The 23,750-nt window shown below is 62.2% G+C and carries 18 protein-coding genes and 1 pseudogene; 4 read left to right on the forward strand and 15 right to left on the reverse strand.

All coding sequences use genetic code 11. The annotated features are described in order from the left end of the window. Positions 1-11 precede the first annotated feature (11 nt). The 7 genes and pseudogenes from J3456_RS10305 to J3456_RS10335 all read right to left on the reverse strand — a co-directional run bounded on the left by J3456_RS10305 (position 12) and on the right by J3456_RS10335 (position 8,276). A complete protein-coding gene (locus J3456_RS10305) occupies positions 12-320 on the reverse strand; it encodes a 4a-hydroxytetrahydrobiopterin dehydratase (RefSeq protein WP_067628953.1) in 309 nt (102 codons plus the stop codon). Next, complete coding sequence (locus J3456_RS10310) at positions 317-1,504, reverse strand: GNAT family N-acetyltransferase (protein ID WP_349580176.1); 1,188 nt, start codon at positions 1,502-1,504, stop codon at positions 317-319. Before J3456_RS10310 ends, J3456_RS10305 begins: the two co-directional genes overlap by 4 nt. 48 nt (positions 1,505-1,552) lie before the next feature. Continuing rightward, complete coding sequence (locus J3456_RS10315; protein ID WP_349580177.1) at positions 1,553-2,314, reverse strand: glycerophosphodiester phosphodiesterase family protein; 762 nt, start codon at positions 2,312-2,314, stop codon at positions 1,553-1,555. Next, a complete protein-coding gene (locus J3456_RS10320; protein WP_349580178.1) occupies positions 2,311-2,769 on the reverse strand; it encodes a RidA family protein in 459 nt (152 codons plus the stop codon). Before J3456_RS10320 ends, J3456_RS10315 begins: the two co-directional genes overlap by 4 nt. A gap of 91 nt (positions 2,770-2,860) precedes the next feature. Continuing rightward, complete coding sequence (locus J3456_RS10325; protein WP_349580179.1) at positions 2,861-4,171, reverse strand: HlyD family type I secretion periplasmic adaptor subunit; 1,311 nt, start codon at positions 4,169-4,171, stop codon at positions 2,861-2,863. Further along, a pseudogene (locus J3456_RS10330) lies at positions 4,168-5,905 on the reverse strand (type I secretion system permease/ATPase). The gene J3456_RS10325 and the pseudogene J3456_RS10330 overlap by 4 nt, the downstream one beginning before the upstream one ends. Before the next feature lie 115 nt (positions 5,906-6,020). Continuing rightward, positions 6,021-8,276, reverse strand: a complete 2,256-nt coding sequence (locus J3456_RS10335; RefSeq protein ID WP_349580180.1) for a transglycosylase domain-containing protein — start codon at positions 8,274-8,276, stop codon at positions 6,021-6,023. 271 nt (positions 8,277-8,547) lie between these two features. Here J3456_RS10335 and amt point away from each other — a divergent pair, with 271 nt between their 5' ends. Further along, complete coding sequence (gene amt, locus J3456_RS10340) at positions 8,548-9,855, forward strand: ammonium transporter AmtB (RefSeq protein ID WP_349580181.1); 1,308 nt, start codon at positions 8,548-8,550, stop codon at positions 9,853-9,855. A 59-nt stretch (positions 9,856-9,914) separates the two neighbouring features. Here amt and J3456_RS10345 read toward each other — a convergent pair whose 3' ends face one another. The 5 genes from J3456_RS10345 to J3456_RS10365 all read right to left on the reverse strand — a co-directional run bounded on the left by J3456_RS10345 (position 9,915) and on the right by J3456_RS10365 (position 15,512). Continuing rightward, a complete protein-coding gene (locus J3456_RS10345; RefSeq protein ID WP_349580182.1) occupies positions 9,915-11,639 on the reverse strand; it encodes a histidine kinase N-terminal 7TM domain-containing protein in 1,725 nt (574 codons plus the stop codon). Positions 11,640-11,839: 200 nt separating this feature from the next. Then, on the reverse strand, positions 11,840-13,021 hold the full coding sequence (locus tag J3456_RS10350; protein WP_349580183.1) for an amino acid aminotransferase: 1,182 nt from the start codon (positions 13,019-13,021) through the stop codon (positions 11,840-11,842). A gap of 33 nt (positions 13,022-13,054) precedes the next feature. After that, entirely contained in the window at positions 13,055-13,909 is an 855-nt protein-coding gene (gene sseA / locus J3456_RS10355; protein WP_349580184.1) for a 3-mercaptopyruvate sulfurtransferase, read from the reverse strand. A gap of 248 nt (positions 13,910-14,157) precedes the next feature. After that, positions 14,158-14,646 (reverse strand): SsrA-binding protein SmpB, encoded by a 489-nt coding sequence (gene smpB, locus J3456_RS10360; protein ID WP_067266812.1) that lies wholly within the window; start codon positions 14,644-14,646, stop codon positions 14,158-14,160. A gap of 47 nt (positions 14,647-14,693) precedes the next feature. Next, the gene (locus J3456_RS10365) at positions 14,694-15,512 is read right to left on the reverse strand and encodes a sulfotransferase family protein (protein ID WP_349580185.1); all 819 of its coding nucleotides are present in this window, start codon (positions 15,510-15,512) and stop codon (positions 14,694-14,696) included. A gap of 168 nt (positions 15,513-15,680) precedes the next feature. Here J3456_RS10365 and J3456_RS10370 point away from each other — a divergent pair, with 168 nt between their 5' ends. Both J3456_RS10370 and J3456_RS10375 read left to right on the forward strand, forming a co-directional pair. Next, positions 15,681-17,258, forward strand: a complete 1,578-nt coding sequence (locus J3456_RS10370; RefSeq protein ID WP_349580186.1) for a DUF5928 domain-containing protein — start codon at positions 15,681-15,683, stop codon at positions 17,256-17,258. A 108-nt stretch (positions 17,259-17,366) separates the two neighbouring features. After that, complete coding sequence (locus J3456_RS10375) at positions 17,367-17,879, forward strand: PepSY domain-containing protein (protein WP_349580187.1); 513 nt, start codon at positions 17,367-17,369, stop codon at positions 17,877-17,879. 118 nt (positions 17,880-17,997) lie between these two features. Here the strand turns inward: J3456_RS10375 and J3456_RS10380 are convergent, their stop codons facing one another. The 3 genes from J3456_RS10380 to J3456_RS10390 all read right to left on the reverse strand — a co-directional run bounded on the left by J3456_RS10380 (position 17,998) and on the right by J3456_RS10390 (position 22,134). Beyond that, positions 17,998-20,511 carry a cation:proton antiporter gene (locus J3456_RS10380; RefSeq protein ID WP_349580188.1) on the reverse strand — a complete coding sequence of 838 codons (2,514 nt, stop codon included), beginning with the start codon at positions 20,509-20,511 and terminating at the stop codon, positions 17,998-18,000. Positions 20,512-20,587: 76 nt separating this feature from the next. Beyond that, entirely contained in the window at positions 20,588-21,217 is a 630-nt protein-coding gene (locus tag J3456_RS10385) for a DUF1523 family protein (RefSeq protein ID WP_259947112.1), read from the reverse strand. A 128-nt stretch (positions 21,218-21,345) separates the two neighbouring features. Further along, positions 21,346-22,134, reverse strand: a complete 789-nt coding sequence (locus J3456_RS10390; RefSeq protein ID WP_349580189.1) for a hormone-sensitive lipase — start codon at positions 22,132-22,134, stop codon at positions 21,346-21,348. A 91-nt stretch (positions 22,135-22,225) separates the two neighbouring features. On the opposite strand from J3456_RS10390, the gene J3456_RS10395 reads away from it, so the two are divergent. After that, on the forward strand, positions 22,226-23,701 hold the full coding sequence (locus tag J3456_RS10395) for an NAD-dependent succinate-semialdehyde dehydrogenase (protein ID WP_317390460.1): 1,476 nt from the start codon (positions 22,226-22,228) through the stop codon (positions 23,699-23,701). Positions 23,702-23,750 lie beyond the last annotated feature (49 nt).

Below are 23,750 nucleotides of genomic sequence, written 5' to 3' on the forward strand. Positions count from 1 at the left end.
CAGTCTCTCCGTCAGTCTTTCCCGGCCCCAAAGAGACCATCCATCTTGCGCGCCAGTTTCGCATCAAGCGAGCTTAGCCCATCCACGTCATGGGTGATCAACGTCACCTCCACACGGTTGTAAACATTGCTCCATTCGGGATGGTGATTCCACTTTTCCGCCCAAATAGCCACCCTTGTCATCCAGCCAAAGGCGTCGGCGAAATCCTTGAACTTGAACGTTTTGTGGATCGCATCCCGGCTTTCGACCATTTCCCAGCCGGTGTTGAACAGCGGCTGGAGCAGCGTCTTGCGGGTCTCGATGCTCAGTCTCTCGGTCATTCTTGTTCCTCAATCGTCGTCTTTTTAAAAGGGCCGTAGTCGGTCAGCACGCTGATCTCCTCGTCCACGGCATCGCGTTCTGCTTGCAGGTATTCCCCCACCGCCGAGGCGAAGCCGGGGTCGCGCATCCAATGCAGAGACCATGTTGCCGACGGCAGATAGCCCCGCGCGAGCTTATGCTCGCCCTGCGCGCCCGCCTCGACACGGGTAAGCCCATGGGCGATGGCGAAATCCATCGCGCGATAATAGCACAGTTCAAAATGCAAAAAGGGGTGATGCTCGGTGCGGCCCCAGTAGCGGCCAAAGAGCGTCTCTGCCCCGATGAAGTTCAGCGCCCCGGCAACCCAACGCCCGTCACGTTCGGCCAGCACCAGCGCGATATCGTCGCGCAGGTTTTCTTGCGCGTGGTCAAAGAATTCCCGCGTGAGGTAGGGCGAACCCCATTTCCGCGCGCCGGTGTCTTGGTAGAACTGCCAAAAGGCATCCCAATGCTCGGGCGCGATCTGGTCACCAGTGAAGGTGTGGATCGTGCCGCCAAAATCCTGCGCCTGCGCGCGTTCCTTGCGGATGTTCTTGCGCTTGCGCGAAGACAGGCTGGCGAGGAAACCGTCGAAATCCGCATAGTTGCGGTTATGCCAGTGAAACTGCTGGCTTTTGCGGCTCATGAGGCCCAGTGCTTCGGCCCGGGTGGCCTCCTGCTCGGTGCAAAAGGTGACATGCAGAGAAGACAGCGCGTTGTTATCGGTCAGCTGCACCGCGCCTTGAACCAGTGCTGCGGTGCCCGCCTCTTCAAACTCGGGCCGCACCAAAAAGCGCCGCCCGGTGGCGGGGGTGTGGGGCACGGCGATCTGCAGTTTGGGGTAATAGCGCCCACCCGCGCGCTCATAGGCATGGGCCCAATTGTGGTCGAAGATATATTCGCCTTGGCTGTGCGATTTGGCATACATCGGCGCCACAGCGATCACTTGGCCCGCGATCCTCGCGGCCAGATACTGCGGCTGCCAGCCCGTGCCGGGGCCGACCGATCCGCTCTGCTCTAGCGCCGACAGGAAACGATAGGTCGTGAACGGGTCACGCGGACGGCCCCCGCCCGCGGCCTCGGGACAGGCGCAGGCGTCCCAGTCCTTTTGGCCGATCTGTGCCAGTTCTGGCACCACGGTAATCTCGATTTCCTGCGCGTTCATCTGAGCCTTGCCTGCCTTGCGTCCTATGTGTGGCCTCGGCCTCGCAGATCAAGAGCGCGGGCGCGGCAGATACCCCTCAAAGGTCACGTTCTGCGCCACCTGACGCGCGATGTCTTCCTCAGCTTGGCTGCGGATCGTCCAACAGAGCACCGCCGCCCCTTCGGCCTTCAGTTCCGCCACACGCGGGCGGTTCAGGTCGTCGGCCTCATGGCTGATGAAACAAGAGCCGGTGTCGGCATAGTCGGGTATGCCGCGCAGCCGGTCGCAGGTGGCTGCGGGCAGCGGCCATTCATCGGGGCGGTAGGCGCTGGTGGTCAGACCGCGCGGCACGTCGGGCAAAAGACGGGCAAGTGCGCGCACCGAATGCGGATTGAACGACATGACCGCCAAATCGCCCCGGTATCGGCCAAGCAGTTCGGCGGCGGCGGTCTCAAGCGGGCCCACGTCCGGCCCCATGGCGCCGTCTTGATCCTTGAACTCCACCAAAAGCGGCACGCGCCCGGCGATGAGGTCGAGGATTTCCTCAAGCGTTGGAATCCCCTCGTCGCCGCCCTTTAGCGGGATGGCCGCAAGGGCGCTGGCCTCACGCAGCCGGACCGCGCCGCGCTCTGGTGTCAGCCGCTCCAAGGCATAGTCATGGAACACCATCGCCTTGTTATCGGCGCTGAGTTGCAGATCAATCTCGATCCCGACACCCGCATCGACAGCCGCCCGCACTGCGGCGCGGCTGTTCTCGGGCCGCCCGGCAGAGAGGTCATGCAGCGCGCGATGCGCCAGCGGAATGTCCAGAAAGGCGGCGGGAAGGGTCATTCGATTTCGAAAATGCCTTCGATTTCGACGGCGACACCCAGTGGCAGCGATGCGGCAGAGACCGCCGAGCGGGCGTGATGGCCCGCCTCGCCCAAAGCCTCGACCATGAAGTCAGAGGCCCCGTTGATGACCTTGGGCTGGTCGGTGAAATCGGCGGTGGAGTTCACGAAGCCCGTCAGTTTCACAACCCGTTTGAGACGGTCCAGATCGCCTCCGCAGGCCGCGCGGACCTGCGCCAAAAGGCTCAGTGCACAGCTGCGCGCGGCGGCGGCCCCGGCGTCGACATCCATACCGTCGCCCAAACGCCCGGTGATCAACCCATCCGGCCCGTTAGAGATTTGGCCCGACACATAGACGGTATTGCCGGTGACCACGAAGGGCACATAGTTCGCGGCCGGTGCGGGCGCGTCGGGCAGGGTGATGCCGAGATCGGCGAGACGAGCGGTCAGGGACATGACAGGCTTCCTTTGATTGCGGGTTCGAGCGGACGCTAACCGCCCTCCGCCCCGAGGAAAAGCCCCTTTGCCGCCCGCCCGGCGCGGCGCGTCAACTTTCGCGGAAAGCGCGCGCAAAATAGTCGGCCATCGGTTTCAGAAGATAGGCCATGGGAGAGCGTTCGCCGGTGCGGATAAACGCCTCAACCGGCATGCCGGGCAGCAGGATCGTGCCCTCTTCCAGCTTTTCAATCTCGCCGGGGTTAAGCGCGATCTCGGCCCGGTAATAGGTTTGCCCGGTCGCGTCGTCGTCAATGGAATCGGCAGAGACCTGCAAGACCTTGCCCACCAGTTCCGGCGTGGTGCGCTGGTTCAATGCCGAAAGACGCAGATTGACCTCTTGGCCGACGGCGACCTGATCGATGTGGATGGTCTGGACCCGCGCGGCGATGATCAGCGGGCGATCTTGGGGGACGAGGTACATCAACGGCTCCGCCGCGCGCACGACCGATCGCGGGGTTTGGATCTGCATCCCATAGATCACCCCCGACACCGGCGCGCGGATATCAAGCCGGTTAATCTCAGCCCTGAGCGCGCGGCGCTGTTCGGCCATCTCCAACTCGCGGTAGCGCAGGTCGCGCAACTGGGTGATCGCCTCCTCCCGCCCGGCGGAGCGCAGCTTGAGCCGCTCAATGTCAATCTCTGTCACCCGCTCTTGTGATTGCGCCTTTTGTGCCGACAACTCTCCGATCTGGCCGCGCAGGCGGGCCTGTTCGCGCATCAGGGTCAAGACGGCGGAGGCCTGCGTCAGGCCACGATCCAGCAGCGACTGCTGATTGCCCAACTCCTCTTCGATCAATTCCAGCTGGCGCGAAAGCGCGGCCTCTTGCGCATCGACCCCGCGGATTTGCGCGTTGATCTGCGCCCGGCGTTTGCCCAGTTGCTCAAGCTCTTGGGCCACACTAACGCGGCGCGCGTCAAACAGGTTGCGCTGGCCGTCGACCAGTTCCTGCACGTCGGGATTTTCGGAGGCGGCGGTTCGCAACTCGTCGTCAAAGGAAACCGCCTCGACTTCATCGCGCTGCGCTTCCAGACGGCTGCGGCGGGCCATAAGCTCATAAAGCTGGCCCTCGACGATGGCCAATTGCGAGGTCAGCTGCTCTGCATCCAGACGCAGCAAAGCGTCCCCGGCGGCGACACTGTCGCCCTCATCAACAAGGATTTCGGCCACTACACCACCGGTTTCATGCTGGACGATCTGCCGGTTGCGGTCGACTTCGATCCGGCCCGAAGCCACCACCGCCCCGGCGATTTGGCTGGTCACGGCCCAAGTCCCAAAGCCGCCGAACAGCAAGATCAGCCCGAAGAACCCAAGGATCAGGGGCCGGGTTGCCGACCAGCGTTTGTCGCCGTGATCGCTCATACCACGCCCCCCGACCGCGGGGGGGCTTGCTGAATCTCGCGGTGATTTTGCACCATTCCGGCAAGCACCTCCATCCTTGGGACCAAAGGCTTTGCGGATGCCGTTACCGAGAACCAGCAGTGTGTCACATTCCTGAATGGCCGCGGGGCGATGTGCCATGATCAACACCGACCGCCCGCTGGCCTTCATCTGCCGGATCGCGTGGTTCAACGCCTGGGAACCGGTATTGTCGAGGTTCGAATTCGGCTCATCCAGCACCACGATCACCGGGTCATCATACAGCGCCCGCGCCAATCCGATGCGCTGCATCTGTCCCCCCGAAAGCCGCACCTGCCCCGCGCGAATGGGCGTGTCATAGCCTTGGGGGAACTCGAGGATCATCTCATGCGCCGCCGCCAATTTAGCGGCCTTGATCACTTTGGCATCGTCGGGGTCGGGGGACAGCCGGGCGATATTCTCGGCGATGGTGCCATCGAACAATTGGACGCGCTGCGGCAGGTATCCGATATGCCGCCCCAAGGTTTCGCTCCCGTAATGCTCAAGCGCGGCCCCATCCAGCCGGATCGACCCGCCCGCAGGCGGCCAGACCCCGGTGAGCGTGCGCGCCAATGTCGACTTCCCCGCCCCCGACGGGCCGATCACGCCCACCGCCTGTCCCGGCTCGACGGTAAAATTGATCGACTTGAGCGCCGCCTGTTTCTCGCCCGGTGCCACCACGGTCAGCGCCTTGGCGACCAGCCGCGCTTTGGGCTGCGGCAGCGCGGTGCGCGGGGGCTCTTCACCCACGGCGCCGAGAAGCTGCGCCAGATTGGCCCAACCGGACCGCCCCCGCTGCACCACCGGCCATTGGTTCAATGCCAGTTCGACCGGCGCCAGCGCCCGGCCCAGCAGGATCGAGCCTGCGATCATCGCGCCCGGAGTCATCTGGTTTTTCAAGACCAACCACGCGCCGAGCCCCAGCATGGCGGACTGCAGAAACAACCGCAGCGTCCTGGTCATCGCGGTGAACGTGCCGCCCACGTCGGTCGATTTGACCTGCTGTTCCAACGCCTGACCACGGGCCTGTTGCCAGCGCGAGAATGCCGCGTCACGCATCCCCATCGCTTGCACCATCTCAGCCTCGACCCTGATCTGGTCCGACATTGCATTTGCAGTCTGCCCCGAGAGGTTTGCACGCGCTTGGCTTTCGCGCGACAGCAACTGGTTGGCAATGGTGATCACCACCAGCACCGCCGCGCCGCTCACCGCCAGCCACCCCAGCATCGGGTGGAACAGAAAGATCGCCGCGAAAAAGATCGGCGTCCAAGGTGCATCGAAGGCGGCGATCAGAACCGGCGATGTCATCAGCCGTTGCACGGCTTCAAGGTCGGCAAGGCCCGCGTTGGTCTTCACATCCGGCGCCACAGCGGATTTGCGCACCACGGCGTCGAACACACGCCGGTCGAGATCGGATTGAAACCGCGCGCCCACCCGCGCCATGATCCGGCCGCGCGTGTAATCCAAGAGCCCCATCACCGCATAGAGAAAGACCACAAGAACCGAGAGGGCGATCAGCGTCTCTTCGGATCCGGAGCCGAGCACCCGGTCATAGACCTGCAACATATAGAGCGGGCCGGTGAGCATGAGCATATTGGCGAATAGGCTGAACAGGGCCACAGCCCAATAAAGCCCGCGGCTGCGCCCGCGCACGCGACGCAGTTCAGACAGCCCCCTGTTCACCACATCGCTTTGCATCAATCCCTTTCGAAGCTGCCCACACAAAACCCGGCGCGCTTCCCGCTTACGGGGAATTGATAATGATTTTGATAACCTAGTGCCATTTTTTTCTCGGGCCGCAGCCCCGACCGCCTTAGCGGTCGAGGAAACCGGGTGCAGGCGCGCTGGCGCCACTGCCGCTGCTGCCGCCGCCAAAGATGTCACGCAGAACGCGGTCAATCACGTTGTCCGCGCCGCCACCCCCCTGATTGCCCCCGCCCTGCGGTTGCTGCGGCTGTGGCTGCGGTTCGGGCTGCGCTTCGCTCAGGTTGCTGGGCGGGGCGGGCGCCTGCATCGGCAACTCCTTGAGGGGCAGCCCTTCATGCACGCGGCTCATGGTTTCGCGCCAAATCTCTGCGGGCAGGCCACCGCCTGTGACCCCGGTGAGCGGCGTGTTGTCATCATAGCCCATCCAGACCCCGGCCACATAATCCGCCGAAAAGCCGACAAACCAAGCGTCTTTGTTGGCCGAGGTCGTGCCGGTCTTGCCCGCCAGCTGACGGTCGCCAAACTGGGCGCGCTGGCCGGTCCCCTCCGAGATCACCTTCTCCATCATATAGACCAACTGGCGCGCGGCATCTTCTTGGATGACCCGTTCGTTGATACCGCCGCCGGTGCCCATCAGCGGCTCCGTCTCGCCCAAGAGGCGCAGATCGACCAGCCCGTAGGGGGTCACCGAAGAGCCGCCGTTCAGGATGCCCGCATAGGCGCCCGTCATCTCGAGCAGGGTGCTTTCCGATGCGCCAAGCGCCAGCGCGGGGCCTGCGGCCAGATCGCTTTTGATGCCGAACTGCGTGGCGACCGCACTCACCTTCTCGCGGCCTACCTTTTCCGAGACTTTGACCGCCGGGATATTCAACGAGTCTTTCAGCGCGTCTGTCAGGGAGACCGGCCCTTTGAAATTTTTGGTGTAGTTTTTGGGGCACCACCGGCCCGAGCCGGGGATATCGAGACAAATTTCTTCGTCCACGATGATGTCTTCGGGCGAATAGCCCAGATCAAGCGCCGCGGCATAGATGAAGGGTTTGAACGCCGAACCGGTCTGGCGCATCGCCTGCGTGGCACGGTTGAAGGCACCCGCGACCTTCGTCTTGCGCCCGCCCACCAGCGCCCGCACCGCCCCATCAGAAGACATCACCACGATGGCCGCCTGTGCTTTGGAGGTGTCGCGCACCTTGTTTTCGAAAACCCATTTCAGCCCCTCCTCTGCCGCGCGCTGAATGCGCTGGTCGAGGGTGGTTTTGATGATGACATCTTCGGTGGTGTTGCGGGTAAAGAACTCTGGCCCCGAGGACATGACCCAATCGGCGAAATACCCGCCCGCCTCGGCCTCTGCCGCCTCGGACAGTTGCGCGGGGTTGGCGATGGCCTCATCGGCCTCGGCTGCGTTCAGATAGCCCTGATCTTCCATCAGGCGGATCACCGTGGCGGCACGGCTTTGCGACCGATCCAGATTGTTAGTGGGCGATAGGGTTGTGGGCGCGGTCAAAAGACCGGCCAGCATCGCGCCCTCAGATGGCGAAAGCGCCGCGGCGGGCTTGCCGAAGAATCGCTGCGCCGCGGCCTCTGCGCCAAAGGCACCGCCGCCCATGTAGGCACGGTTCAGATAGATCGAAAGGATGTCGCTCTTGGTGTATTTCAGCTCCATCGCGACGGCAAAAAGCGCTTCTTTGGCTTTGCGGCCCAAGGAAGAACGACGGCATTCCGCTTCATATTCCTTTTCCGTCAAGCCGCTGCTGGGGTCATAGGGCTCGCCCAGACAAAGCAGTTTGGCCGTCTGCTGGGTGATGGTCGACCCGCCATGGCCTGAAAGCGGGCCACGCCCCTCGCTTAGGTTGATCCGCACCGCCGAGGCGATACCCCGCGGGCTGACCCCGAGATGCTTGTAGAATCGCTTGTCTTCGGTGGCGATGACCGCGTTTCGCAGATGTTTGGACACCGAGTCTGCCGAGACCACGCCGCCAAACTGGTCGCCGCGCCAGGCAAAGACCTCTCCCTCCCGGTCGAGCATGGTGACAGAGCCGCGCGCGCGGCCATCCACCAGCGCTTCGAGCGGCGGAATGGTGGTATAGATATAGCCGACAGCCAGGGCGAGAACGAGGAAGGCCACAAGGCTCACGCGCCATGTGATCGTCCAGATCAAACGCCAAATCCACCGGGCCAAGCCCGCAAAGAAACCAATGATCCCCCCGCGCCGGGGGCGTTTGCTGCGCGCCGCCTTGCGGCGGGCCGGTGCTGCCTTGCGCGTGGTCGGTTTGGCCCGCGCAGAGGTCTTGGGCTTGGGTTTGGCCTTGCCCGGATACCGCCTGTCGGCGACCAAAGGGCGTTTGCGCTTGTTCTTGTCAGTCATAAAATCGCCTGCTCGGCCCTATTTTTCGCCACTTTAGCCTGACTGCAGCGGTTTGTTTAGCGCTGCAAGGTCCAATCGGCGTCAAATGTCTGATTAATTTATAGGCAGAATCCAGCTTGCGCCCGCTTTTTAGGCAGCACTGCCAAGCAATGGCGCAAATATGGCAAGCAAACCTGTCCAAGAGCGTCCGATATCCGGTTTTCTCATGCTGCACGGGCAGCCGCCCGCTTCGGTAAGCACGCATTCGGACCCGCAGACAGGAAACGACCATATGAAACCCACCTTAATACTTCCCCTCGCAGCGGCGGTCACAGCCCTGCCCGGGCTGGCGCTGGCACAGGACGCGGAATACGCGACGCTGGCGGATACGACCTTCATCTTCAACACCCTGCTTTTCCTGATCGGCGGTTTCCTCGTCTTTTGGATGGCGGCGGGTTTCGCCATGCTGGAAGCCGGACTTGTCCGCTCCAAGAACGTCACAACACAGTTGACCAAGAACATGGGCCTCTTTGCCATTGCGGCGGTCATGTATTGGCTGGTGGGCTATAACATCATGTACCCCGGTGACGGCAATTGGATCATGGAAGGCGTCTTTGGCACCTTCGCCACCAAAGACATCAAATCCGAGATTGACGCAGGCGGCTATTCCAACGCTTCCGACTTCTTCTTTCAGTTGATGTTCTGCGCCACCACCGCCTCCATCGTGTCCGGCGCGCTGGCCGAGCGGATCAAACTCTGGCCCTTCCTGATCTTCGTGGTCGTGCTGACCGGCTTCATCTACCCGATCGAAGCATCTTGGCAGTGGGGCGGCGGTTTCCTTTCCGCCATGGGCTTTAGCGACTTTGCCGGGTCGACCCTCGTGCACGCCGCAGGTGGCTTTGCCGCCCTCGCCGGGGCCATCGTACTGGGGCCGCGTTTGGGCAAATACGGCAAGGATGGCCGCGTAGTGCCGATGCCGGGCTCCAACCTTGCCCTCGCCACTTTGGGCACATTCATCCTGTGGATGGGCTGGTTCGGCTTCAACGGTGCGTCGCAGCTTGCCATGGGCACCATCGAAGATGTCGACGCCGTGGCGCAGATCTTTGCCAACACCAATATGGCCGCTGCCGCCGGTGCTGTCGCTGCGCTGATCCTGACACAGGTGATGTACAAAAAGGTCGACCTGACCATGGTGCTGAACGGCGCGCTGGCGGGCCTCGTCTCGATCACTGCCGGGCCGCTTGACCCGACATTGTTCGGCGCACTTTGGATCGGTGCCGTGGGTGGTGTCATCGTGGTCTTCACCGTGCCCATGCTCGACAAGTTCAAGATCGATGACGTGGTCGGCGCGATCCCGGTTCACCTGATCGCTGGCTTCTGGGGCACGCTGGTTGTGCCGGTCTATACCGAGGGCACATCCTTCGTCACACAGATCATCGGCTTTGCTGCGGTTGGCCTCTTCGTCTTCGTCGTCAGCTTCGTTGTCTGGCTGATCCTGAAAGCTGCCGGTGGCATCCGCGTCAGCGAAGAAGCCGAGATCACCGGTCTGGACATGTCCGAACTGGGGATGGAAGCCTATCCTGAGTTCGCCAAGGGCTAAGCCCTAGCCCCATCGCCAAGCAATTGACCGCCCGGCCAGCAATGGCCGGGCGGTTTACGTTAGGCCACCAAGGGTAAAGAAATCGTAAAGGTCGTGCCGACACCCGGCGCGCTGACATAGCGGATGCTGCCGCCGTGCCGGTCCAGAATTTGCCGCGTGATATGCATCCCCAGACCGCTGCCATAGGCTGTTTTCGTGTCGGAGCCGTCAAGCTGCGAGAAAGGGGCAAAGACCTGCTCCTCCGCCCCCGGAGGAATGCCGCAGCCGCTGTCGCTTACCTGCACCAACGCCATGCCTTCGGCTTGCGCAAGACTGACCTCCACCAGTCCGCCGGGCAAAGAGAACTTCACCGCGTTCGAGAGCACATTGCCAAAGACCTGACCCAACCGCTCTGCATCGGCCTGCACCATCGGCGCATCCTCAGACAGCTCACAACGAAAGCGAATGTCCTTGTCGGGTTGCAGGCTTTCCGCGCGCGCCACGGCGCCCTGCACCAGCGGGCCAAGTGCCACAGGTTGAAGGTCAATGCTGAACGCCGCGCTGCTCAAGCTCTGCGTGTCGATCAGATCGTTTACAAGCGTCGTCAGCGTCTCGGAACTGTCTGTGGCCTTTCCGAGCAAACGGGCCTTTTGCGCATCGCTCAGCTTTGCGCCGCCCGTCGACAGCAGACCAAGCGCACCGTTGATTACCGTCAGGGGGGTCCGCAACTCATGGCTCACCGTGGCAAGGAACTGCGTCTGCATCTGCTCGGCGGCGATCGCTTTTTGCGCCGCGATCTTTTGCACGGTCACATCCAAGAGCGCCACGGCCCAGCCGACCTGCTTTTGCCCGACACCCAATGAAATCGCATGGGCGCGCACGGCGAAATGGCGGTGGCCCAACTGGATATCGGTCACGTCCGGCAGGCTGCCGTGGGCCGCGAGATAGCGAATGACCGGCCCCAACTCTCCGAACTCGGTCAACGGTGCTTCGGGCTCTGCGCCGCGGTGCAACAGATCGGCCGCAGCCGGGTTCGTCTCAATCGCAACCCCTGTTGGGTCGACCACGAAAACCGGGTCAGTGCTGTTGTAGAACAACAGCTCTCGCGCGATCGCGTTGACATCAATCCAGCGGTTGTCAGCCACCAGCCAAACCACCAGCGTCAGCGAAAGCGCAAAGGAAAAGGGCGTCGGATCGGTGTTAAACAGCGTGATCCCGCCCAGAATATAGCCCAGATTGGCCACCATGGGGATCAGCGTCGCGGCGAAGAGCTTTAGGAAAAAGCTGCGCACCGCGGGGTTTGCCGTCCGTACAGCACGGCCCGCCACCACCGCCGCGGCCACGATGACCATGTACAAATAGGCGATCGCGACGAAAAAGAGCGGGCCATGGTCCGATTGAACGTAGGCCCCCTCTTCGCTCAAAAGCCACTTGGTTTCCGGCCCGTAGAATTTCTCATGCCAACCGCTCGTCACCGCAGCGAGGGTGATCAGCGCAGGCGCAACCCCGGCACAGAGCGGCACCAGATACCGCGGCACCTTGGCCCCAAGCGCATATTCGTAAAGGAAAAAGGCCCAGAAAGTCGGCAGCAGCACAAAGCCGATCCACGCCCAACGGCTGACCCCAAAGGCGCAGGCCGCCGAAGTGGCCGACAGCTCGACCCCGACCGAAAGAAGCCACATGTCCATGGCCAAGATCGCCAGCAGGAACCAATGTTTGCCAGGCAGACTGCTGTGGCCGCGCACCCAATGACCCAAGACCGTGACAACCGATGCCGTCACAATCACGAGCTGTACGGCTGGCATGCCAACATCCAACCGGATGCACTGAAAAATTGATTCTAAAATTTGCCTGACCCTAAGTTTTCGCTCAAGGTACTCAATCTGGGTAATCCGACCAAGTTCTGTTTTAATGTAGACATTACGGGGGCATAGCGCCCAGTTATGTTATCAACGCTTGGTGCGGCGGGGTGTTCGGGCCGCGGCAGGCGCGGCCCGAAATGGCATTAGATGCCTACGTCGATGATCGCGCGGGCCAGAATTGGCACGCTGTTTTGATTCAACCCAGCAATGTTCATGCGGCTGTCGCCAACCATGTAGATGCCATGCTTTTCGCGCAGCGCTTCGACCTTGTCCGGGGTGGTGCCAAGGCGCGAGAACATGCCCCGGTGCTGGGCGAGGAACCCAAAGCGGTCCGACCCGGACAGGCGCTGCAATTCACCGGCGAGCTGCTCACGCAGGGCAAGCATGGCGTTGCGCACGTCTTCCAATTCGGCCTTCCAGTCGGCCTTGAGTGCGTCATCGGTCAGGATGGTCGACACGATCCGCGCGCCGTGATCGGGCGGGAAGCTGTAGTTCTGGCGGTTGAGAAAGGCCAAGGTGGCTTGGTTCAGCCCTTGGGCCGCCTCAGAAGCGACCAGCATCAGGATGCCGGTCCGCTCGCGGTAGATGCCGAAGTTCTTGGAACAGCTTGCCGCGATCAGACACTCGGGCACCGAAGACGCCACTTTGCGGGTCGCGGCGGCATCGGCTTCCAGCCCGTCGCCAAAGCCCTGATAGGCGATGTCGATCATCGGCACGGCACCGGTGCTTTGCAGCACGTCGATTACCGCGTCCCATTCACTGCTGTTCAGGTTCGCGCCTGTCGGGTTGTGGCAGCAGCCGTGCAGCAGCACCACATCGCCCTTCTTGGCTGTCTTGAGGTCTTCGATCATCCCGTCGAAGTTCACGCCGCCGGTCGCGCTGTCGAAATAGCGGTAGTTGACCACTTCCATGCCCAGATAGGACAGGATCGACAGGTGGTTCGGCCATGTCGGGTCAGAGACAAAGACCCGTGCGCCGGGGTTGGCCATGCGCACCAGTTCAAACGCCTGACGCACCGCGCCGGTCCCGCCGGGGGTGGCGGCGGCGGCAATCGCACCACGCGGCACGGCATCGCCCAACACAAGCGCGGCCATCGCGTTGGTATAGGCCGGATCACCAGCCAAACCGGTGTAGACCTTGGTGTCTTGGTTTTCCCAGATGCGCTGCTCGGCGGCTTTGACGGCGCGCATCACCGGGGTGTTGCCGCTGGCGTCTTTGTAAACGCCGACGCCGAGGTCGATCTTCGTGTCACGCGGGTCTTCGCGGTAGGCCTGTACAAGGGCGAGGATCTTGTCAGCGGGTTGCGCCTTGAGCGTCTCGAACATGGGGTTCTCCGGTTGGAAGGTAACTAAAAAGGGTTAAGCCGCGCCGGTGACGACGGGCACGGTGGGGAACATGCCCCACTCCGCCCATGAGCCATCATAGAGCGACCATTTGCGATGACCCACCCGCTCCAGCGCCAGCGCCAGCACGGCGGCGGTGATGCCCGACCCGCAGGAGGTGATGACGGGTTTGGCAAGGTCCACGCCCGCCGCCTCGAAAATGGCGCGGGTTTGTTCGGGGGTTTTCATCGTCTTGTCGTCGTTCAGCAGCTCGGTAAAGGGCACATTGCGTGCGCCGGGGATATGGCCCGCGCGCAGCCCTTCGCGTGGCTCTGGCGCATCGCCGCGGAAGCGGGCGGCGGCGCGGGCGTCCACGATCTGCGGATCGCCGAGTTTCGAGGCATGGGCCACCTGCGTCACATCACGCACCAACTGGTTCTGAAAGCGCACGGTCATGTGGCGATCGCGCGGCACGGGCGGCATGTCTTCCGTCTCGCGCCCCTCGGCCTGCCATTTGGGCAAACCACCATCCAGCACGGCGACATTCTCCTGCCCCATCAGGCGGAAGAGCCACCAGACACGCGCCGCCGACATCAGCCCGGCACCGTCATAAACCACCACCTGATGCCCATCGCCCACGCCCATGGCGCGCAGGCGCGACATGAATTTCTCGATCGGGGGGGCCATATGCGGCAAGTCCGACCGCGCGTCAGAGATGTCATCAATGTCAAAGAACCGCGCGCCGGGGATGTGGGCGGCGTCATACTCGGCCTTTGGGTCGCGCCCGGCGTCGGGGAGATACCACGAAGCATCAAGGATGCGCAGGTCTGGGTCTTTCAAGTGCTGAGCCAACCAGTCGGTTGAAACCAATGTCTTGGGATCGTCGGCCATTGGGGCCTCCTTCGTCGCGGGCGTTGCCCTTGACTATAACCGGTAGGGGGTGCTGGCAAGTGGAAGGGGGCGGTGAGAGGCGTTGCCTGCCCCTGGGTTGGCAATGCTATGGGGTATTCATGCCACTTTATAGTTCAGGTTTGATGTGTGCTCGCGAAGGAGCACCCAGCCTCACCAAATCGCTTACCCCGGGGAGGGGCAGGCGATGGCCCGGCGCCTGCGGCTTGTCCCGGGCCTAGGTGGCAGCCTTACCCGTGATCCTTCAACAACCGCTGCTTCTGCCGCGACCAATCGCGCTTGGCCGCCGTCTCGCGCTTGTCATGCAGCTTCTTACCCTTGGCCACACCGATCTTGATCTTGGCCATGCCGCGATGGTTGAAATACATCACCAGCGGCACCAGCGTCATGCCCTTGCGCTGCGTCGCGTTCCACAGGTCCGCCAATTGCTTGCGGCTGACCAGCAGCTTACGGCGGCGGCGTTCCTCATGCTGAAAGGTTTTGGCCTGCTTGTAGGGCGCCACATAGGAATTCACCAACCACAGCTCGCCATCCTCCACGGCGGCGTAACTCTCGGCGATATTCGCCCCGCCTTCGCGCAGAGATTTCACCTCGGACCCTTCAAGGATGATGCCGCATTCGATGTCTTCTTCGATAGCGTAATCAAACCGCGCGCGGCGGTTTTCGGCGATCACCTTGTAGTTCGGATCGGATTTGGAGCTGGATTTGACCTGTGACATGCCAAAGCATGTAGAGCGCGACCCGCCCCGGTGCAAGATGCTGCCGCTCAGTCACCCAGTTTGGCGTGCACCTCATCGAGATCGATCTCACCCACAGGCAGCTTGTTCCCCGGATTGTCGAAGTCATATTTGAAGAGATCAAAGTCGCGTTTGTAGATCTCGCGCATCAGATGCATCGACAGATCGTCGAAGTAATCCTCAACCGGATGCGCCCGCTTAGGCCCATGGTCTTCGCTTTCGTTGAACCGAGGGATCGCCGCCAAATCAACCCGATGCGGCGTATCTACCGCGTCGAGCACTTGCTGCATGCCATCGTTAAACTGCTCGGTCCAAAAGATATTGTCGTAGGTGCCGCCATTGATGATGAAGGTGCTGACATGGCCCGAGACCGCAGACCAGTGAATGTCCGGGTCCATCGGCCGCCGCCAACGAATGGTATCACGCGCAAACAGCAAGAAACGCCGGAAACTGGCGATCTGGTCGAACTCCTGCTTGCCGTCATCGCCACCCACGTCGATCCCGTATTTCTGAACCAACAGCGGCACCAGATTGCCGCGATACCGCCGCCCATTGCGCTGGATGCCGCAAATCTTGTCAAAGAAGGACGACAGGACCCGCGTGTAGGGATTGCGCACGCAGGTAAAGGCATAGGACTTGCGCGCCGTCACATTATCGGTGATCGGCCCCTGCGATGCATCCAAGGCCCATTTGTGGATGCCTGCCTTGGCATCGTGGATGTCGCCGTCAAAGAATTCGCCATGATCGGAATAAAACATGATCTGCCCGATGGTCGAACAGGCGCATTTGGGCACCACCCGGTACACCATGCTCTCGCTCTCCGTCATCCATGTTCCGGGAAAACCCATGCTCCTCGCCTCCTGATGGCGCTGACTGTTTTAAGCAACAATCTGGCCTTGGCGCAAAAAAGCAAAGAAATGCTGTTTATTCAATCGGTCTTCACGATTAACTAGGTAGGTGATCCACGACAAAAGGCCGATGCAAGCGGGCCGCGACAAGGACATTCGGTATCCTGCATGGCGAAAATTGCCTATATCCTGCTGTGCCACAAGGATCCGGAGGCTGTTATCCGGCAGGCCGAGCGGCTGACCGCCGTGGGCGACTATATGGCGATCCACTTTGACGCTTCCGCCAGTGCTGAGGATTACGCCCAGATCACTGCCGCCCTTGGCGACAACCCCAGCGTCACCTTCCCGCGCAAACGCACCCGCTGCGGCTGGGGTGAATGGTCTTTGGTGGAGGCCACGCTGGATACGCTCACCGCCGCACTGCAAAGCTTCCCCCGCGCCACGCATTTCTACCTGATGTCCGGCGATTGCATGGCAATTAAATCGGCAGAATACGCGCATCAGTTTCTTGATGAGAATGACACCGACTTCATCGAAAGCGTGGATTATTTCGACAGCGATTGGATCAAGACCGGTTGGAAAGAAGAGCGGCTGATCTATCGCCACTGGTTCAACGAACGCACACAGCGCAAGCGGTTCTACGCGATGTTCGAGGCCCAGAAACGTCTGGGCCTCACCCGCAAAATCCCTGCCGACCTTCAGGTGCAAATCGGCAGCCAATGGTGGTGCCTGCGCCGCCGTACCATCGAGGCGCTGATGGCATTCACCCATCGCCGCCGCGACGTAATGCGCTTTTTCCGCAGCACATGGATCCCGGATGAGACCTTCTTTCAAACCCTCGTGCGCCACCTCGTCCCCGAGGCCGAAATCTCCAACCGCAGCCTGACCTTCCTGCTGTTCTCCGACTACGGCATGCCGGTCACATTCTACAACGATCACTACGATCTGCTGCTCGGTCAAAACCACCTCTTCGCGCGCAAAATCAGCCCCGAAGCGCTGGACCTCAAACGCCGCCTCGGCCTGCTCTATGCCGCCCAAGGGGTGCAATTCCAGATCAGCGACGAAGGCCGCAACCTATTCGACTTCCTCACCGGAAGGGGCCGCATCGGCCGCCGCTTCGCCCCCCGCTTTTGGGAGACCGAAGCCAGCCTTGGCCGCGAACGCGAGCTGCTGATCATCCTCGCCAAGAAATGGCATGTCGCCAAACGGCTCGTCGGTCGGATACGTCAGGAAACCGGCCTCCCGGCGGTGGACTTCCTCTTCAACGAAGAAGACACCCCCCTACCCGATCTCGGCGGCATTCAAACCACGCTGGAAAAACGCACCCGCCACCGGCGCGCCTTGATGCGGATGCTCTATGACTACTACGACAGCAAGCGGCTGATCGTCTGCATTGATACATCCAACCTCGACCTGCTGCGCGATTTCGCCTCAGACCGCGCACAGGTGCGCATGCTCGAAGTCGAATGCACGCTGACAGATGCCTATCTCACCGGCCACGCCCTGCGCATCGGCCTGACCGGGGAACAGACCTCGCAGGAAAACCTCTCGCGCCTGCTCCCTACGATCCGGGGGAACATGCTGCATGAGGTCGACCAGATCCGTGACGCACAGTTTGAAAACTATACGCGCCTCTCTGAATACGCCGACACCGAAACGAACGCCGCAGCCCTCGCGCGCTTTCTCAACGTGAGCGAAGACAAGGCCCGCGCAATCGCCCAGAGCGACAGGCTCTTCGCCGATTAACGCAGCCCCCCTGCCCCATGGAACAGCCCGCTTTGCCAAGCGTTGAACCGCGAATGCCGTCGCCCACTAGGGGGCCGGCAAACCGCAACACATTTCATGAGGTTTCCCATGCCACATAAGTTCACCGCCCTTGCCGCATCGCTCCTGATCGCCCCCGCTGCGCTCTTCGCCCAAGAGACCGCCGCAAAGGCCGAGCGTGTCAGCATGTCCCAAGCCATCAAAGCCGCACAAAGCAGCATCGACGGCGGCGTGCTGGAAGCCGAGATCGAAACCGAAGGCGACGCGCTGGTCTATGAAATTGACCTCGTCCGCGGCGAGGCAGTCTACGAAGTCACCGTCAACGCCGCCACCGGCGAGGTGATCTCGCAATCCGAAGAGCAACTTACCAGCTTCCTCAGCGGCCTCTTCCAAGAAGACGAACTGCGCGCCGCTGGCACCTCCCGCGATGTGCTGATGAAAGCGCTGGCCGAACTCGAAGGCCAAGACGGCACAAGGATCGAGGAACTCTCGCTCGACGATGAAGACGACCGCATGGTCTATGAGGTCGAACTGACCGGTGCGACAGGCGAACGCGAGGTGCTGATTGACGCCTCCACCGGCGAAATCACCCAAGACGACTAACCTCACCCCAAGGTGCGGCCGTCCCTACCGGCCGCCCCCCCCCCCTTATCTTCATCCTTTTTTAAATACCGCTGCGCACCACCGGCCCCAAACACCCCGTCCGCGATTGCCTAGCAGCCTATCCAGCCCCGCCGCCCCCCGAGAGCAAGTCCACCGGATCGATGCCGCGCTTTTCTGCGCTGGCCCGCACCGCGTCGCGCAGGGCCGCACTCCGCTCCAGCAGGCGGCGAAAACGGTCTTCGTCCAACACCAAAAGCGTTGTCGGTGCGATGGCGCGAACGTCCACCCGGCGCACACGGTTCGTCAGGATCGCCATCTGGCCGAACATCTCCCCCCGACCCAATCGCCAAGTCTGACCTGCGCTTTCCAACTCGACCGCGCCCGAGGCGATGAAAAACACGCTGCGTGCAGGGCTTTCCTTGTGCAAAACCACATCGCCGATATCTACATAGCGGGTTTTGAGCACCCGACTGAGCCGTTTGAGCGCGCCCTCACCCAGATCCGTAAACAGCGGAAACTGTTCGATAAAAGCGCCGCGCCGCACGGCAAGGTCAAGGCCCGGACGCCCCTCTGCCGCCATGCGCCGCGTGGCCAATTCCTGCATCAGCGCGGTATAGACCTCAGCCCCGAACAGCCCGTCTTCGCGCATCAACGTGTATTCGCGTTCTTCCAGCCGCAGCGCCGTGCGGCGGATGAAACGCCGCTCAAGTTCCTCGGCATAGCCCGGATACTGCAGCCGCAGCCCCTCTAGCGCGGTTTCGATCCCTTCGATGCGGCGCGCCAGCAGATCGTGCAGCAATTCGGCCACCCGCCGCCCGTGAATCCGGCGAATACGCCCATCGATAAAGGTGCCCAGATCGCGCAGGATCAGCCGCTGCGACAGCAGCATTTCAAAGCGGTCCGCCGTCATCCGCGCTAAGGGCCCCGAAACGCCGTAGCGCCCGTGCAGCACCGCCGCCGCGCGAAAGGTGCGCCCATAGGCCACGCTGCGCCGCGCCGCGCGCTGGTAACCGCTGCGGCCTTGGGTCCGCGCCCCTTCGATCAGCCGGTCCGCATCCGAGAGCACCAGATCAGCCATCCGGGCCGAGATCGTCCGCTCCCGCACCCGCGCGAGGATCGTGTCGCGCTCGTGCCCTGCCAGCGCGATGAGGCCAAGCGCGATCCGGTCCCGGTCAAGGATATCGGTCGCCTCCTCCGCAGTCTTGACTGCCGTCTCAAGCCGCTCGCCGAAACGTTTCGCCTCGGAGCGCACGATATCGCGGTTCAGATCATAATTCTCGGTCGTTTGGGCCACGTCTTCGCGCACGGTCTGCAGGGCCACGGCGATCACCTGCCGCGACAGCGCGTGATCAATGGGCGACAGTTGATCCAGCCCCAGCCGCCCGATGATCCAGCGCAGCGTCGTACCTTGGGCCAGCAGCGTAAAGAGGGTGAAACCGGTGGCCAAGATACCCACGATCCGCTGGATATCATCCGGCACCCGCACGCTTTCCGTCACCGCCAGCGCCAGCGCCAGAGTGACCGCCCCGCGCAAGCCCCCCCAGAGGATCGCAACACGGTAGGGCCGCTCGACCGAGGGCGAAAGCTTGGCCGCGGTCAGCAGGGGCAGCAGCCCGAAAAGGATCACCGCGCGGGCGAAAATGGCGGCGACCACGACCACGGCAATAAGAAAGAAATCCTCCAGCCGGACTTCTTCTAACAGCCGGGGGATCAGCAGTGCTGCGAGGATAAAGATGAGCGCTCCGGCCCAATGGGCCAGAACGTCCCAAAGTTCGCGCAGGTTGGTCAGCGCCTGCGGTGGCAACCGCCCCGGTGCCGTGAGGTTCAGCGTCAGCCCCGCGGCCACCACGGCGATTACTCCCGAGGCGCCGACGCTTTGCTCAGCCACGATATAGGCCAGATAGGGCAGCGCGACCGAGATCGACTGCTGCGCCAGTTCATGCCGCGCGAACAGCGCCATGACCCAAACTGCGATCCGTGCGCCCAGCCAGCCCACCAGCGCCCCGCCCGCGATCAACATCGGAAATTGCGCAAGTGCGCTGCCCAGCTCCGGGTCAGGAATGCCCAGCATGACATAGCCCATGAACAGACCGAAAAGCGCGATGGCGGCGGCGTCGTTCAGCAGGCTTTCACCCTCAATGATCCGCGCCAGCCGCCGCGGGGCCGAGATCGAGCGAAAGATCGAGACCACCGCCGAGGGGTCCGTGGTCGAAACGATTGCCCCGATCAGCAGACAGGCCGCCAGCGGAATGGCACTGACCCAAAACAGCGCGTAGCCAATGCTAACGGTCGCCACCACCACGGCCACCACAGCCAGCACGAGAATGGGCACCCAGTCATCCACCATGCGCCGCAGGTTCATCCCCAGCGTCGCCTGAAACAAAAGCGTCGGCAGGAAAACATAGAGGAAGACGTTTGACCGGATCGGCAGCCCCAGAATGGCCGCCGCCATTGGATTCAGCGCATCCGTCAGATCGGTGCGCAGAAAAAAGATCGCCGACGCCCCGATGAGGATCCCCACGACCGCAAGGATCACGCTGAATGGCAGTTGCAACCGCGCGGCAAAGGGTTCGGCCAAGCCGATAACGACAAAGAGCGACGCAATGATCGTGGTGACGAGGATGATGTCCATATAGGATGGAATACCAGAATTTAGCTGAATGCGGGGCGCTACCTGCCCCGCTCAGCGTTTACAGTTCTTGGTGAGGTTACTTCCGCGCGCGTCGTTCGGCACGCCAGCGGGCAAAGCGCCCTCGGCGCGCGGCGAAGTCATCCTCGATCGCCTCGATCCTTGGGTCCAACCGCGCGCGGCGGAACCGCCGCCAGCGCACCCAAATGGCATAAAACAGGGCCGCCACGAGGGTCAGCACGATGATGGTCACAAAGGGGATACCCTTGCTCGCCTCCGGCCCCTCGACCGCGCGGAGCGAGATGGCATTGGGGTAGATCGACAAAAGCTCACTGCGCCAACCGTAGTGTTTCAGCGCATAATACTGCGGCGCGCCGGTGGTGCTGCGGGCATCCGCCGCCTCGGCCTGAAGGTTGGCAGTGTCGAATTTGAAATAGGGCGGCCAGCCCCAGCCGGTGTCTTCGTTGCGGTAAACCATGACATCGCCTTTGGCGCGGCGGGTCTGGATGAAAAAGACATCGCGGTTGACCGCCTGCCCGGCACTATCGGTCGAAGAGCCCGCCCAGAAGATCGAACTGTTGCCAAAGTCGATCCGCTTTTCATAGGTGTCCGTGACGCGGACGATATCGGTCTGCGGCAGGGTATAATGGAAGAACGCCGCCACCAGCGCCCAGACGGTCACCCAAAACACCCATTTAACGATTCTCATCTTCGGCCCTTTCAATTGCATCGCGTGGCCGAACAGGGGCCTCTGCCCCTCTGACATAGTGTTTCTGCGGCACTGCGGCAAATGCCTTACGTGCATTAACGCAGGGCATCTGCCGTAAAATGTGGGGCTTAGCTGCCCAATAGCGCTTTGGTCAGGTCGCTGTCCGGCTCGGCCAGCGGGTCGATCACGTCGAAATGGTGCTTGCCCTCGGCCACCACCTGTTTCGCACCCCAGCTGCGGGCGAAATTCTCGGCCTGCTCAAGGAAGGCGGGCCGCTCTTGCGCGCCCACCCAGACGGTGACATCCACGCCGTGCGGCGGGGTCATGTTCATCGGGCTTTCGGCCTCGGCCTCGGCCTCGTCCAGCCGCAGAGTATCGTTCATTTGAGTCTGAAGCAGCGGGGCAAGGTCAGCCACAGGCGAGATCGGCACGATCCGCGTGATCCGGTCGCGCACCTCGGCCCCGAGCAGCAGGGGGTCGGTCATCCGGGCCACCAGATGCCCGCCCGCCGAATGGCCCGACAGCACGATTGCGCCCTGCGTGCGGTTCGCCACTTCGGTCAGCGCGGCGGCGATCTGCGTGGAGATCTCAGAGATACGCACCTCGGGGCATAGGTCATAAGACGGTATCGCCACCGCATAGCCCCGCGCCAGTGGACCGGCGGCCAGATGCGACCAATAGCTCTTGTCGAAGGCCTTCCAATAGCCACCATGCACAAAGACCGCCGTGCCCCGCGAGACGCCCTCGGGCTGGAAGAAATCGAACTTTTGACGGTCCGAGGGGCCGTAGCGCACATTCAACTGCGCCCGCGCCCCCAATGATGCGCGGAATGCCTCCGCCTCCTTTTCCCAGCGGGGCGGAAAGCCGTCGGCCCCGTCGATATAGGCAGCATTTGCATAGGCGTCATCTAGCATCATTTGGGTCTCCCACCCCGGATTTGATCAAACTGAACTGGACAATCATACTCGTTGTTGCTTTGGAGGCTATAGAGAATAGCGGAGAGATGACATGACTGATGCTAAGACGGATCTGAAATCACTGCTGAAAGACCCCAGCCTGCTTGAAACCCGCGCCTATATCGGTGGCCAATGGGTCGACGGAGAAGACGGCACCTTCGACGTGACCAATCCCGCGCGGGGCGATGTCATCGCACAGGTTGCCGACCTCAGCCGTGCGCAGGTCGCGGGCGCGATTGCCCAAGCCGAAAAGGCGCAAAAAGACTGGGCCAGCTGGACCGGTAAGGAACGCGCCGCGGTGATGCGCAAATGGTTCGACCTGATGATGGAGAACCAAGACGATCTGGGCACCATCCTCACCGCCGAACAGGGCAAACCGCTGGCCGAAGCCAAGGGCGAGATCGCCTATGGCGCCTCCTTCATCGAGTTCTTCGGTGAAGAAGCCAAGCGCGTCTACGGCGAGATGATCCCAGGCCACCAGCGCGACAAGCGCATCATGGTGATGAAGCAGCCCATCGGCGTTGCCGCTTCGATCACGCCGTGGAACTTCCCCAATGCGATGATCACCCGCAAGGCGGCCCCCGCGCTGGCGGCGGGCTGTTCCTTCGTGGCGCGCCCGGCGGCCGAGACTCCGCTCTCGGCCATCGTCATGGGTGTGCTGGCCGAACGTGCGGGTATTCCGGCGGGCGTGTTCAACGTGCTGCCGTCGTCATCGTCGTCTGCCGTGGGCAAGGAATTCTGCGAGAACCCCGCCGTGCGCAAGCTGACCTTCACCGGCTCCACCGAGGTTGGGCGCATCCTGCTGAAACAGGCCGCCGATCAGGTGATGAAATGTTCGATGGAGCTGGGCGGCAACGCGCCTTTCATCGTCTTTGACGACGCCGATCTTGATGCTGCCGTCGAAGGCGCGATCATGTGCAAGTTCCGCAACAACGGCCAGACCTGCGTCTGCGCCAACCGGATCTACGTGCAGGCGGGCGTCTATGACGACTTCGCGGCCAAGCTGAAGGACCGGGTGAGCAAGATGAAGGTCGGCGACGGCCTCGAAGAGGGCACAGACCTTGGCCCGCTCATCAACCCCGAAGCCTCGGACAAAGTGCGCGAGCATATCAAGGATGCGGTCGACAACGGGGCCGAGATCATTCTGGGCAATGCCAAGGACGACATGGGCGGCAACTTCTTCGGCCCGACCATCGTGACCGGCGTGACGCAAGACATGAAGGTCGCCAAGGAAGAGACATTCGGCCCCCTCGCGCCGCTGTTCAAGTTCGACGATGTGGACGACGTGATCGCCATGGCGAACGACACGATCTTTGGCCTTGCCTCTTACTTCTATGCCAAAGACCTGAGCCGTGTGTACAAGGTCGCCGAGGCGCTGGAATATGGCATCGTCGGCGTGAACACCGGCATCATCTCGACCGAGCTTGCGCCCTTTGGTGGGGTCAAGCAATCCGGCCTTGGCCGCGAAGGCAGCCACCACGGGATCGAGGACTACCTTGAGATGAAATACGTCTGCCTGTCGGTCTAAGCACCTGAGACGATTGATAGAACGGGGCGTGCCTAGGGCGCGCCCCGTT

Source organism: Sulfitobacter sp. NFXS29 (genome assembly GCF_040148765.1).
GTDB lineage: Bacteria > Pseudomonadota > Alphaproteobacteria > Rhodobacterales > Rhodobacteraceae > Sulfitobacter.

Excerpts from the sequence above, each read along its gene's own strand:
- J3456_RS10305 (WP_067628953.1), bottom strand. The coding sequence starts at position 320 with ATGACCGAGAGACTGAGCATCGAGACCCGCAAGACGCTGCTCCAGCCG.
- J3456_RS10310 (WP_349580176.1), bottom strand. The coding sequence starts at position 1,504 with ATGAACGCGCAGGAAATCGAGATTACCGTGGTGCCAGAACTGGCACAG.
- J3456_RS10315 (WP_349580177.1), bottom strand. The coding sequence starts at position 2,314 with ATGACCCTTCCCGCCGCCTTTCTGGACATTCCGCTGGCGCATCGCGCG.
- J3456_RS10320 (WP_349580178.1), bottom strand. The coding sequence starts at position 2,769 with ATGTCCCTGACCGCTCGTCTCGCCGATCTCGGCATCACCCTGCCCGAC.
- J3456_RS10325 (WP_349580179.1), bottom strand. The coding sequence starts at position 4,171 with ATGAGCGATCACGGCGACAAACGCTGGTCGGCAACCCGGCCCCTGATC.
- J3456_RS10335 (WP_349580180.1), bottom strand. The coding sequence starts at position 8,276 with ATGACTGACAAGAACAAGCGCAAACGCCCTTTGGTCGCCGACAGGCGG.
- amt (WP_349580181.1), top strand. The coding sequence starts at position 8,548 with ATGAAACCCACCTTAATACTTCCCCTCGCAGCGGCGGTCACAGCCCTG.
- J3456_RS10345 (WP_349580182.1), bottom strand. The coding sequence starts at position 11,639 with ATGCCAGCCGTACAGCTCGTGATTGTGACGGCATCGGTTGTCACGGTC.
- J3456_RS10350 (WP_349580183.1), bottom strand. The coding sequence starts at position 13,021 with ATGTTCGAGACGCTCAAGGCGCAACCCGCTGACAAGATCCTCGCCCTT.
- sseA (WP_349580184.1), bottom strand. The coding sequence starts at position 13,909 with ATGGCCGACGATCCCAAGACATTGGTTTCAACCGACTGGTTGGCTCAG.
- smpB (WP_067266812.1), bottom strand. The coding sequence starts at position 14,646 with ATGTCACAGGTCAAATCCAGCTCCAAATCCGATCCGAACTACAAGGTG.
- J3456_RS10365 (WP_349580185.1), bottom strand. The coding sequence starts at position 15,512 with ATGGGTTTTCCCGGAACATGGATGACGGAGAGCGAGAGCATGGTGTAC.
- J3456_RS10370 (WP_349580186.1), top strand. The coding sequence starts at position 15,681 with ATGGCGAAAATTGCCTATATCCTGCTGTGCCACAAGGATCCGGAGGCT.
- J3456_RS10375 (WP_349580187.1), top strand. The coding sequence starts at position 17,367 with ATGCCACATAAGTTCACCGCCCTTGCCGCATCGCTCCTGATCGCCCCC.
- J3456_RS10380 (WP_349580188.1), bottom strand. The coding sequence starts at position 20,511 with ATGGACATCATCCTCGTCACCACGATCATTGCGTCGCTCTTTGTCGTT.
- J3456_RS10385 (WP_259947112.1), bottom strand. The coding sequence starts at position 21,217 with ATGAGAATCGTTAAATGGGTGTTTTGGGTGACCGTCTGGGCGCTGGTG.
- J3456_RS10390 (WP_349580189.1), bottom strand. The coding sequence starts at position 22,134 with ATGATGCTAGATGACGCCTATGCAAATGCTGCCTATATCGACGGGGCC.
- J3456_RS10395 (WP_317390460.1), top strand. The coding sequence starts at position 22,226 with ATGACTGATGCTAAGACGGATCTGAAATCACTGCTGAAAGACCCCAGC.